Annotated in this window: 6 protein-coding genes and 1 pseudogene; 4 read left to right on the forward strand and 3 right to left on the reverse strand. The window is 62.0% G+C overall.

Annotated features, from left to right (window positions below; translation table 11 throughout):
- Positions 1-136: 136 nt before the first annotated feature.
- The 3 genes and pseudogenes from pta to ACFSDX_RS17045 form a co-directional block, all read left to right on the forward strand.
- A complete protein-coding gene (gene pta, locus ACFSDX_RS17035; protein ID WP_382315692.1) occupies positions 137-2,227 on the forward strand; it encodes a phosphate acetyltransferase in 2,091 nt (696 codons plus the stop codon).
- Positions 2,228-2,338: 111 nt separating this feature from the next.
- Positions 2,339-3,538: an acetate/propionate family kinase gene (locus ACFSDX_RS17040; RefSeq protein ID WP_382315694.1), complete on the forward strand. Its 1,200-nt coding sequence runs from the start codon at positions 2,339-2,341 to the stop codon at positions 3,536-3,538.
- A 389-nt stretch (positions 3,539-3,927) separates the two neighbouring features.
- Positions 3,928-4,065, forward strand: a pseudogene (locus ACFSDX_RS17045) (Tn3 family transposase); the annotation flags it as partial.
- A gap of 366 nt (positions 4,066-4,431) precedes the next feature.
- On the opposite strand, the gene ACFSDX_RS17050 reads toward ACFSDX_RS17045, so the two are convergent.
- Entirely contained in the window at positions 4,432-4,845 is a 414-nt protein-coding gene (locus ACFSDX_RS17050) for a response regulator (RefSeq protein ID WP_382315696.1), read from the reverse strand.
- 9 nt (positions 4,846-4,854) lie between these two features.
- Positions 4,855-8,139, reverse strand: coding sequence for a PAS domain-containing protein (locus ACFSDX_RS17055; RefSeq protein ID WP_382315697.1), 3,285 nt, complete (start codon positions 8,137-8,139; stop codon positions 4,855-4,857).
- A gap of 970 nt (positions 8,140-9,109) precedes the next feature.
- Here ACFSDX_RS17055 and ACFSDX_RS17060 point away from each other — a divergent pair.
- Positions 9,110-9,664 carry a Riean_0653 family protein gene (locus ACFSDX_RS17060; protein ID WP_382315699.1) on the forward strand — a complete coding sequence of 185 codons (555 nt, stop codon included), beginning with the start codon at positions 9,110-9,112 and terminating at the stop codon, positions 9,662-9,664.
- A 117-nt stretch (positions 9,665-9,781) separates the two neighbouring features.
- Here ACFSDX_RS17060 and tkt read toward each other — a convergent pair whose 3' ends face one another.
- Positions 9,782-11,836 (reverse strand): transketolase, encoded by a 2,055-nt coding sequence (tkt, locus tag ACFSDX_RS17065; RefSeq protein ID WP_382315701.1) that lies wholly within the window; start codon positions 11,834-11,836, stop codon positions 9,782-9,784.
- Positions 11,837-11,850: the final 14 nt, after the last annotated feature.

Raw genomic sequence — 11,850 nt, forward strand, 5'->3', positions numbered from 1 at the left:
TTCCACGCCCGTTTTGTATCGTGGAGGTACTATAATGGAGCGGTTATTCTGCTAGAATGGCTCCGTCCTGCGCGGACCCGCAGGGTCCACGCTACTTTTCTCCAACGCGGGCCCAAACCTCTACGTTAGCACCTGCATGACGAAAGCTGTTTTTATCGCCACCGCCGAGCCCTACAGCGGCAAGTCGCTGGTGGCCCTTGGGCTCGTAAATATGCTGCTAGGGCAGGCCCGCCGGGTCGGCTACTTCAAGCCGCTCATCGACCACGACCCCACCCAGCAAACCGACCCGCACCTGGCGGCCATCATCAGCTACTTCAAGCTGCCGCTGCCGGCCGCCGACACCTACGCCTACACCCGCGCTGAGGCCCTGCGCTTGTTCGAAACCGGCGCCCAGGGTGAGCTCATTGACACGGTTATCCGCAAGTTCAAGCACTGGGAGGACAGCTGCGATTTTACGGTGGTGGAGGGCAGCGACTTCGTGGGGCCGGGCACGGCGTTCGAGTTCGACGCTAATGTATCGATTGCTAAGAATCTAGGGGTGCCAGTTATCCTGGTCATTTCGGGGGCGGGCAAGAGCGTGGCCCAGGTCGTCAGCACGGCGCTCACCACGCTGCGCAGCTTCGAGAGCCGCGAGGTACCGGTGCTACTGGTGGTGGCCAACCGCATCGCGCCGGCCCAGCTAACCGATGTGGAGGCGCTGCTACGCAGCCAGCTGCCGGCCGAGATTCTGCTCTCCGTCATCCCCGAAGACCCGAATTTGCTGCACCCCACCATGCGCGAGATTCAGGACGGGCTGGGGGCCAAATTGCTCTTTGGCGAAGCCGGGCTGAGCAACCAAGTCGACAACTATGTTATCGGGGCCATGCAGGTGCCCAATTTCCTGAACTACCTCAAGGAGAACGTCTTAATCGTGACGCCCGGAGACCGGGGCGACATAATCGTGTGCGCGTTGCAGGCCAACCAGTCGGCGAGCTACCCTAGGGTGGCGGGCATCGTGCTCTCGACCGGCTCGGAGCCCGACGAGCCGGTGCGGCGCCTGCTGGAAGGCCTGCCCAACGTGGTGCCCATTATGGTGGTGCCCACCGGCACGTTTGAAACCACGACCCGCGTGGGGGCCATCCGCTCACGCATCACGCCCGATAATCCTAAGAAGATTCAGCTGGCCATCAGCACGTTTGAGCGCTACGTGGCAGTGCGGGCGTTGGAGGAAAAGCTGGTGAGCTTCCAGCCCGAAGGCCTCACGCCGCACATGTTTCAGTATCGACTCTTGCAGTGGGCCAAGCGCCAGCGCCGTCACATTGTGCTGCCCGAGGGCAACGACGACCGCATTCTGCGGGCGGCGGCCCTACTGCTGCACCAGGATATCGTGGACCTCACCATCCTGGGCGACCCCGAGCAGGTGGCGGCCTCGGCCAAGCGCCTGGGCATCAACCTACCCCTAGGGCACCTGCGCGTGATTGACCCCGTGAAATCGGACTACTACGCCGACTACGTGGCTACCTTTTATGAGCTGCGCAAAAGCAAGGGCGTGAACGAAGACATGGCCCGTGACCTGCTGCGCGACGTGTCGTATTTCGGCTCGATGATGGTCTACAAGGGCCACGCCGACGGCATGGTATCGGGGGCGGTGCACACCACGCAGCACACCATCCGGCCGGCGTTGCAGTTCATCAAAACCAAGCCCGGCGTGTCGGTAGTGTCGTCGGTGTTTTTCATGTGCCTGCCCGACCGCGTGGCCGTGTTCGGCGACTGCGCCGTGAACCCCAACCCTACCGCCGAGCAGCTGGCCGAAATTGCCATCTCGTCGGCCGAAAGCAGCCGCGCCTTCGGCATCGAGCCCAGGATAGCCATGCTCTCCTACTCGTCGGGCACCTCCGGCGCGGGCGCCGATGTAGAGAAAGTCCGCCAAGCCACCGAGCTGGTGCGCCAGCGCCGCCCCGACCTCAAGGTGGAAGGACCCATCCAGTACGATGCCGCCGTGGACCCGCTGGTGGGCCGCCAGAAGCTGCCCGACTCGGAGGTAGCTGGCCAGGCCAGCGTCCTCATTTTCCCCGACCTCAACACCGGCAACAACACCTACAAAGCCGTGCAGCGCGAAACCGGTGCGTTGGCGATTGGGCCAGTATTGCAGGGGCTGAATAAGCCGGTGAATGACCTCAGCCGCGGCTGCACCGTGGATGACGTGTACAATACGGTGGTGATTACCGCTATTCAGAGTCAGCAATAACGTATCGTGGACCCTGCGGGTCCGCGCGGGGGTAGACCTTAGGGAAATTACTCCTACCTAGAGCGCACTACTCCCGCGCGGACCCGCAGGGTCCACGGTACTCTTTTCTCCATGAACATCTTTGTTATCAACTCGGGCAGCAGCTCCATCAAATACCAGCTCTTTCGTTGGCCCGCCGAGCAACCGGTGTGCAGCGGACTGGTCGAGCGCGTGGGCTCAGCGCAAGCCACTATTACGCACAAGGTTTTTGACGCGGACGGTGCGCCCACCGAGCAGCGCCTCACCCTGCCCCTCCCCGACCACGAGGCCGGCCTGCACGAGGTGGTGCGCCTGCTCACGGCCGGCGTCATTCAGGACCCCGGCGACATCGACGTGGTGGGCCACCGCGTGGTGCACGGCGGCGAGTCGTTCAGCCAAGCCACACCAATAACGCCCGAGGTGAAGGCTGAAATCAAGCGCCTGTTTGAGCTGGCGCCGCTGCACAACCCGGCTAACTACCTAGGGATAGAAGTGGCCGAGCGGGTGTTTCCGCGGGCGCGGCAGGTGGCGGTGTTCGACACGGCGTTTCACCAGACGCTGCCCGAAAAAGCGTTTCGCTACGCGCTGCCCACAGCCCTGTACACCGAGCAGCGCATCCGGCGCTACGGCTTTCATGGCACCAGCCACCAGTACGTGGCCGCGCAGGCGGTGGCCTACCTAGGGCAGCCCGACGCCCGGCTCATCACCATTCACCTCGGCAACGGGTGCAGCATGGCGGCCGTGCGCGGCGGCCGCTCGCTCGATACCAGCATGGGCTTCAGCCCTCTAGCCGGCCTCGTGATGGGCACCCGCTCGGGCGACATTGACCCCTCGGTGCTGCTGCACCTGACGGGGCCACTGGGCTACTCGCCCGAGCAAGTCAACACCCTGCTCAACAAAGAAAGCGGTATGCTGGGCCTCACCGGCCAGAGCGACATGCGCGACATCAGCCAGGCGCTGGCCGCCGGCGACACCGCGGCGCAGCTCGCTTACGACCTCTACGCCTACCGCATCCGGCAGTACATTGGCGCCTACGCGGCCGTCCTCAACGGGCTGGATGCCATCATCTTCACGGCCGGCGTGGGCGAAAACGACGCCCTGGTGCGCCAGCTGGTGTGCCAGGACATGGACTTCTTCGGCCTGGCCCTAGATGAAGCCCAGAACCAGCAGCGACAACCGGGCCTGCGCGACCTCAGCGCGCCGGGCTCGCGGGCGAAAATCCTGGTTGTTCCGACCAATGAGGAGCTGGAAATAGCGCAGCAGTGCGCGGCACTGGAGGCGTCTGCTTCCTAGAAGCCGTTTGACTCAGTTTTTAGCAAGCAAAAAACTGAGGTAGAGACGCAAAATCTTGCGTCTTACGTTGCTCGGCAATGTTGCTTAACAACGTAAGACGCAATATTTTGCGTCTCTACCCGGTGCTAAGCGGCACTAAAGCGCTCGTCATTGCGAACGCAACTAAGCAATTGCACCTATTGGAGCCCTCTCAGAAAACGGAATAAATAGCACGTTAAGGCATTTGACCGACGAGTAAGCACAAAACTCAATTGGTCGACTTGGCTGCTGCGGCTTTCCAACGACTGTGGACGACGCCGCCCCGCTGATGCAGGTATTTATAGCGCGTGACTTTGGAGATGCGCAAGCGCTGGGCAATCCCGTTCACCCCGAGCTGCTGTTCGCGATAAAGCGTAGACTTGCGCCGTCGCGTGCAAGTCGGGCTCAACAAGGGCGAAGCGCGTAACGCGCTGGCCCGGGCCGTCTTCTTCCACCGGTTGGGCAAAATCCAGGACCGGGGCTTTGAGCAGCAGCGCTACCAGTATTCCGTTTTCTGAGACGACCCCATATTGAGCGCATGGGCGGCCGCTTGGGTCGAGCGGCTCTCGCCCGCTAAAGGCAGGGCCTCGGCCCGAAAGATGACATCATAGCGCCGACGTTTGGCAGGTGGGAGCTGTCTTTCATGACGTTAGAAAGAGCAGACCCTATTCTGTCCATAACTACCCGACCACTTCATTTCAGAAAACAGAGAATATAGTACGTTGAGTGGCACCATACTTTAACGAAATCCACCTTTTTCTAAATTGCCAAAGGCATTATAACCGATACGAGCGAGCCAGCTGGTTCGCTCGTTTGCGGGTGGTGTTACGTTGGTTTCAGCCTCGTTTAGCGCGAAGCCTATTTCAGCGCTAGGCCTACTGGCGGAAGTGGGCTTGCAGCACGTCGTTCACCTTGTCCTTGTTCAGAGGCTTACTCAGAAAGCCGGCTACAGAGAATTGCTGCAGGCGCTCCATGTCCTGCGGGTGTAGGGAGGTGGTGAGCATCACAATGACGATGGCCCCGCGCTGGGGCAAGGGCAGCTGCTCGTAAGCGCTCAAAAACTCGAACCCGTTCATCTGAGGCATGTTGATGTCGAGAAAAACGAGCGCGGGGCAGCTCCGGCTGGCTTCCGTGCATTGCGTCCGCAGCACCTGCAGGGCTTCTTCCCCGTTGAGAGCCACGACCACCTGCTCGGTGACGTCTAATTTTTCCAGCAGCCTGCGGTTGAGGTAGTTGGTAGTTTCGTCGTCGTCGACGAGCAGGGTGCAGCAAAGCTTAGGAACGGACATATCGGGGGATTAGGGTCGGGGAAAATACACGGTGAAGGTGGAGCCCTCCCCTAGGGTGCTGTGTACTTCAATTCGGCCGCCGGTGTTTTCGACCATGCGCTTGACCATGTAGAGGCCGATGCCCGAGCCTTCCACGTGGGTGTGGTAGCGGCGGAACATGCCAAACAGCTCCCGTTCGCGCGTTAGGTCCAGCCCCAAGCCGTTGTCCTGCACTTCCAGCACGTGGCAAGCACCTTCTTCTCTTCCCCGCACCCGCACGAGGGGCACCCGGTCGGGGTGGCGGTACTTGAGGGCGTTGCTGAGTAGGTTGTAGACCACCGAGCGCAGGTTTTTGACTGAAAACTGCACGGTGGGCACGGCGCGCACGTCGATGTCGAGCCGGCCGCCGGTTTGCTGCAACAGCGGGGCCAGGTCCAGGCGCACGTCCTCGATAATGCCCGCCAGGAGGACTGACTCTTGGGGCTGGTCGTGCTCTTTTTGCAGCCGGCTCACGTCGGTTAGGTGCTCGATGGTGCGGGTAAAGCGGTTCACCGAGTCCTGCATCAGCTCCAGGATGTAAGCGACCTCGCCACCCGCGGCCAGCGGCGGCAGCTCGTCACGCAGAGTATCGAGCAGGCCTTCGATGTTGCTGATGGGCGCCTTGAGGTCGTGGCTGGCGGTATAGATGAAGTTGTCTAGGTCCACGTTGGTGAGCGTGAGCTGCTGGTTGCTGTTGCCCAGCTCCGCGTTGGTAGCCTGCAGGGCCTGGTTGAGCTCCTGTACCTGCTGACGGGCCCGAACCTGGGGGGTAACGTCCACGGCCACGCACATGATGCCGGTGGTACGTCCCGCGGCATTGCGCAAGGGCACGTAGTTGAAGTTGTAATAGCCCGATTCTCCGGGGCGGTGGTAGGGCAGCCGCGCCTCCTGCTCGTGGGCCACGTACTCCTGGCCCGAGTGCCAGACCTGCGCGAGCAGGTCGCGGTAGCCTTGGTCGGCCAGGCCCGGCAGCAGGTCGAAAAACCGCTGGCCCAGTACCTGGTCCGGCGGACTGCCCACTATCTGCCCCATGCCGGGGTTGATGATTTCGAAGACGTACTCTTCGCCGCGCACCACGAAAATGGCGACCGGCGCCTGCTCGAACATGTCGCGCAACTGCTGCTGCTGCGCGGCGCGTTCTTGCCGGGCCCGCACCTGCTCGGCCACGTCGAAGGCAAAAATGCTGATGCCCACGACCTGCCCGTGCTCCCGGTAGACCTGGTAGGTAAAGGTGAAGTAGGCCTGGCGGGGCGGGCGCCCGTCGGGCTGCGTGATGGCCAGCGGCAGCTCGTTGCCGAAGAAGGTCTCGCCCGTGCGGTACACGCCGTCGAGCAAGGCTAAGAAGCCCTGGTCCACGGCGTCGGGCAAGGTCTCCGCGATGGTGTGGCCCACCAGCTCGCGCCCCGGAAAGAGGTCCTGGTAGGCCCGGTTGACGTAGTCGAAGCGGTGCTCGGGCCCGCGCAGCAGGGCAATGCAGGCCGGGGTTTGCTCGAAGACCTCGCGGAACGCCGCGCGCTCCTGCGCCTGGCGCTCGGCGGCGGCCAGCAGCTCGGCCTGCAGGCGCTCGGCCCCCTGGCGGGCGCGCACCCGCTCGGTCACGTCCAGCACAAACACCTGCACACCGGTCGTCTGGCCGTGCGCGTCGCGCAGGGGTTGGTACGTGAAATCGAGGTAGTGGGCCGTAGGCACGCCGCCGGGGGGGTGCAGCTCAATCGGCGTTTCGTGGCCCAAGTAGGGCTCGCCGGTGCGGTACACCCGGTCGAGCAAGTCGATGAAGCCCTGCCCGACGACTTCGGGCAGGCACTCGGCCACGCGCCGGCCGGGCGCGGCGCGGTGACCCACCAGGGCGTCGTAGCCGGGGTTAGTGAAGGCGAAGCGGTGCTCGGGCCCGGTGAGGGCGGCTATCATCGCCGGGCTTTGTCGCAGCAGTTCGCGCAGCCGCCGGTCCTGCTGCTCCAGCGTGTGCTGGGCCTGCTGAAAGTCGTCGATATCGAGGTTGGAGCCGAACCACTGGCGGGGTCGGCCGGCGGCCTCGGCTTCAGCCAGCGGCTCGGGCACGCCCTGGCTGGCAAACCAGCGGTAGTGGCCCTCGGCCCCGCGCAGGCGGAACTCGTAGCGCCAGGGCCGGCCCTCGGCTAGGGCCGCGCCATACTCGTGAGCAATGACGGGCAGGTCATTGGGGTGGATGAGTGTGGGCCAGACTTCGTTGAGGGGCGCATCGGGAGCCATGCCGGTGTAGGCGTACCACTGCGGGCTGATGTAGAGCACCTCCCCGCTTTGGTCGACAGTGAAGCTGGTGCTGGGCAGGCTGTCCGTCACGTGCCGCAGGCGCTGGACGGCGGCCACCGATTCGGCCTGGGCGTGGCGCAGGGCCTGGGTGCGCTCGAACACGCGGGACTCCAGTTCCTGGTTGAGCTGCTCCACCTGTTGGCGGACTCGCACCTGCTCGGTGATGTCGGTACCCACGCTAATAATGCCGCTGATGCGCCCGTCGGGCCCGCGCTGGGGCTGGAACACGAAGTTCCAGTACACCGTCTCCGGCCGGCCGTAGCGATGGAGGATAGTGGGCTGTTCGCGGGCCGTGTAAGAAGTGCCGGTAGCGAAGACGCGCTCGAAAATGGCCACCACCTCAGGCGTGGCCGCCTCGGGCAGCACCTCGAACACGGGCCGGCCGAGCACGGCATCCAGGGGGCGGTCCCAAATGGCGAGCGTGGTGGCGTTGGCCAGCTCCACGCGGAACTGGGGGCCCCGGTACACGGCCACGGCCACGGGGGCCTGCTCCAGCAGGGAACGGAGCTCGGTGCGCTGCTGCTCGGCGTCGGCGCGGGCGGCCCGTTCGGCCGCCTGGGCTTCGCGCAGGGCCACTTCCACGGCCGTGCGGGGCTGGTCGGCGGTGTCGGTGAAGCTGACGACGAGCAGGTCCTGGTAGCGCTGGGCGGCGAGGCGGAAGTAGTTGTCGAGGCCATCGGCCTGGTAGTTGACCTCGAAGGTATCGGGCGTGCCGGCGGCGTAGGCGCGGCGATAGAAGTCAAAAACGCCGCTGGCGGCCATTTCAGGAAAGCGCGTCAGAGCCGTGGTGCCCGGCTGCTCGGGTAGGCCCGCCATACGCTGAGCGGCGGGGTTGAGGTAGTCGAGGGTGAAGTCGACGATGTCGGAGCCATCAGGGCCGTACACCGGGCTGAGCAGATTGACGGCCGAGAGCGAAACGGCCAGCAGCGTGGGCAGCAGGGCGTCGGGGAAGGGATATGGAGACGCGGGTGGGGCACCGGGAGCCATAGGCGGATGGGGGGAAGCCAAGAAAGAACAAGGTAAAGAAAGCGAGGAGCTTTGCTACCCAGAAAAAGGGGACACAAAGGTTAAGCCTGCACGGTGGTACTCTCCGAAAAAAGCAGCAAGCGGGCTAGGTGGTCCGCTCACTGCTTTAAGAACGGCGCTTGCTTTTAATCAACTGCATAGTCAAATAAAATTAACGACAGGCTTACTATTCAAGGTTTGCGAAATGCGTCCCCCACGGCGCGTTTCGTAAACCTTGAATAGTAGACTCGTTTTGTAAACTTGCTCGAATTAAATAGGGGTTCGTGGAGCCTGCTTCGCTTCCCCTCGCTCATGAGGAGCGTCGTGTTGGGGGAGCGATGCAAGGCCGCTTAACGTGCTATATTTTCCGTTTTCTGAGAGAGAGCCCTATTAAGCGCGCTATTCGAGTGCGATTGCTTCGCTGCGCGCGCAAGGACAAACGCTTTTGGACGGTATTGGCTTATCCAGCGCGTACCTCCATTCCTGACCCACCTTGCTGGAGGCATAACATCTTGAGGGGGAGAGAACCGGCCGCTGACTAACGCTACAAATCCAGCTCTTTGTACTGTTAAGCTCTAAAAATTAAATACGTATCTACTTAGTTACTTATATTGTTCATTGTAACTTCACAAAAGGACACCTAGGATAGTTATATCCTGCCGACTTCATTTGTATTAACCTTCTTACAAGCCAGGGCTTTCTACTTTATTTATAGCAGTATAACACCTCATCAGTGGCGGTTTTCAGCCTGTCACTTGGTCGCACTTAGCAACCGGCGGCAGCAGCTTAGCTTTTGAAGCTTCTTTGCCGCCGCCCGGCCCTACCGCCGGCGCCCGCATGTGTTGGTGACTACCGGCGGCATTATCAGCTTCTACGCAGTCTCGCGGTAGCTGCCGAGCTCACGCCGACGCAATTTTAGTAGCTCTATTCCATTCCTTTTCCCACCCCCTATATGTTTAAACCGCTTTTCTACGCAGCGCTCTTTGTCGGACTGGGCAGCTGCAAAAAAGACCTTACCCCCCTCGAACAGCTACCCGCGGCCACCCAGGATGGTAATAACACCGCCGGCTGGCTGCTCGACGGCCGCGCTTGGGTACCCGTGCGCAGCACTATCAGTACTGGCCCACCCGTCAGCGGCTCTTGGCAAAAAACTAAGAGTGGCCATGCGCTTAGTGTCAGCTTTCACCAGTTTTCAATAGAAGAAAATTGGGGCGCTGGCTTTTCTCTACTTGATATTCGACAAGCAGGTACGTTCACGCTCAATCAAAGCTCCACCGTTAGTGGTGGGCGCTTTGCCGCTTCCTATGGTCAATATTATCACTCCCGGCCAGCCCCTGACCTTAACTGCTACACTGGCCCCGACGCGCTAGGGCAGCTTATTATCACCCGCTTCGACACGGTGCAGAACATTGTTTCCGGCACTTTCGAGATGACCCCGCGTGACTATACTACCGGGACAGCCGTCACGATTACCAACGGCCGCTTCGATGTCCATTTCGAACGCTAGGCGCTAGACTTCCTCTCCCAACGGGATAAGGTTATGCGCCTAGGTAGCGCCCACAAAAAAGCGCCCCGCCGGCCGAAGCCAGCGGGGCGCTTTTGTAAGCACCTAGAAAGCGGATAACTACGAAACTACCTGCTTCTTGTCGTCCTCGGCGGGCTCGCCGCTGAGCACGCCTTTGGCTACTTTCACCACGTTCTCGACCGTGAAGCCGAACTCTTTGAGGAGGTAATCAGCCGGGGCCGACTCGCCAAAGCGGTTCATGCTGATGCTGGCACCCTCGTCAGTAGTATACTTGCTCCAGCCAATGGGCGAGCCGGCCTCTATGCTCACGCGCTTGCGCACATCACGGGGCAGCACTTGCTCGCGGTAAGCCTTGTCCTGGTGCTCAAATAGCTCCCACGAGGGCATGCTCACCACGCGGGTGGCGGTGCCTTCGGCTTGCAGGACTTTTTGCGCTTCCAAAGCCAGGGGCACTTCCGAGCCGGTACCAATAAGGATAAGCTCGGGTTTGCCGCCCTGGGCTTCGCTCAGCACGTAAGCGCCTTTTTGCACGTTGCCGGCGGCGGGGGTCAGCACCGACTGGTCGAACGGGAGCCAGCCCTGGCGCGACAAGATGAGGCAAACCGGCGACTTAGGCGTGTTCATGGCAATGCGCCAAGCCTCGGTGGTTTCGTTGGCGTCACCGGGGCGCAGCACCACGATGTTGGGCACGGTGCGCAGCGAGGTCACCTGCTCGATGGGCTGGTGCGTGGGGCCGTCTTCGCCCAGGCCAATGCTGTCGTGGGTGAACACGAAGGTCGAAGCCGACTCGGCCAGGGCCGTGAGGCGGATAGCGCCGCGCATGTAGTCGCTGAACGTGAGGAACGTACCGCCGTAGGTACGCAGGCCGGCGTGGTGGGCAATGCCGTTCATGATGCCGCCCATGGCGTGCTCGCGCACCCCAAACCAGATGTTCGAGCGTTCGTAGTGGCCGGGCTGGAACGAGTCGTCGCCCGACTTATCCATCTCGTTCGACGAGGCTAGGTCGGCCGAGCCACCGAACATGAACGGAACAGCTTTCTTAATGGCGTTCAGCGCCTTACCCGAGGCTTGGCGAGTGGCCAGCTTGCCATCGGCGGGCGTGTACACGGGCAGGTCCTTGTCCCAGCCTTCGGGCAGGTTGCCGTTGAAGGAGATGTGGAACTGCTCAGCTTCGGCCTTGAACTCGCTTTCGTAGGCAGCGAATTTCGCGTCCCACTCCTTTTGCAGCTCGGCGCCTTTCTCGCCGGGGCCTTTCAGGTGGTCGTACACTTCCTGGGGCACGTAGAACGACTCATCGGGATTCCAACCAAAGAACTCCTTGGCTTTCTTCACGTTGTCGGGGCCGAGGGGGCTGCCGTGGGCCTTGTTGGTGCCGGCCAGCGGCGAGCCAAAGCCGATTATGGTCTTAATAGAGATAATCGACGGCTTGTCCGTTACTGCTTGCGCAGCTTTAATGGCCGCTTCGATTTCCTCCACGCTGTTGCCGTCCTTTACCTGCGAGGTATGCCAGCCGTAGGCATCGAAGCGCAGCATCGGGTTCTCGGTGTAAGCCAGGTTGGTGGGGCCGTCAAGCGAGATGTCGTTGTCGTCGTAGAGCAGGATGAGCTTGCCGAGCTGCAAGTGGCCGGCCAGCGAAGCCGCCTCGGCTGAGATACCCTCCATCAGGTCGCCGTCGCTCACGATGGCGTAGGTGTAGTGGTCCTGCACGCCTTCGTGGCCGGGCTTGTTGTACATGGCACCTAGGTGCGCCTCAGCCATCGCCATGCCCACGGCATTGGCAAAACCCTGGCCCAGCGGACCGGTGGTTACTTCGATACCGGGCGTCACGTTAGACTCGGGGTGGCCGGGTGTGCGCGAGCCGGGCTGGCGAAACTCCTTGATTTCGTCCATCCGCAGGTCGTAGCCATATAGGTGCAGCATGCTGTAGAGCAGCGCCGAGCCGTGGCCGGCCGACAGCACAAAGCGGTCGCGGTTGGGCCACTTGGGGTCTTGGGGGTTGAAGCGCAGGAACTTCGACCAAAGCACGTAGGCCATCGGGGCGGCACCCATGGGCAGGCCGGGGTGGCCGGAGTTCGCTTTTTGCACCATATCCACCGACAGCAGGCGGATGGTGTCAATGCTCAGTTGGTCGATAGAGACAGCTGGGTTGGGCATGTGGGGAAGAAAAA

Origin of the sequence: Hymenobacter bucti (assembly GCF_042681145.1) — a bacterium.
In the GTDB taxonomy this organism is placed as follows: Bacteria; Bacteroidota; Bacteroidia; order Cytophagales; family Hymenobacteraceae; genus Hymenobacter; species Hymenobacter bucti.

Excerpts from the sequence above, each read along its gene's own strand:
- pta (WP_382315692.1), top strand. The coding sequence starts at position 137 with ATGACGAAAGCTGTTTTTATCGCCACCGCCGAGCCCTACAGCGGCAAG.
- ACFSDX_RS17040 (WP_382315694.1), top strand. The coding sequence starts at position 2,339 with ATGAACATCTTTGTTATCAACTCGGGCAGCAGCTCCATCAAATACCAG.
- ACFSDX_RS17050 (WP_382315696.1), bottom strand. The coding sequence starts at position 4,845 with ATGTCCGTTCCTAAGCTTTGCTGCACCCTGCTCGTCGACGACGACGAA.
- ACFSDX_RS17055 (WP_382315697.1), bottom strand. The coding sequence starts at position 8,139 with ATGGCTCCCGGTGCCCCACCCGCGTCTCCATATCCCTTCCCCGACGCC.
- ACFSDX_RS17060 (WP_382315699.1), top strand. The coding sequence starts at position 9,110 with ATGTTTAAACCGCTTTTCTACGCAGCGCTCTTTGTCGGACTGGGCAGC.
- tkt (WP_382315701.1), bottom strand. The coding sequence starts at position 11,836 with ATGCCCAACCCAGCTGTCTCTATCGACCAACTGAGCATTGACACCATC.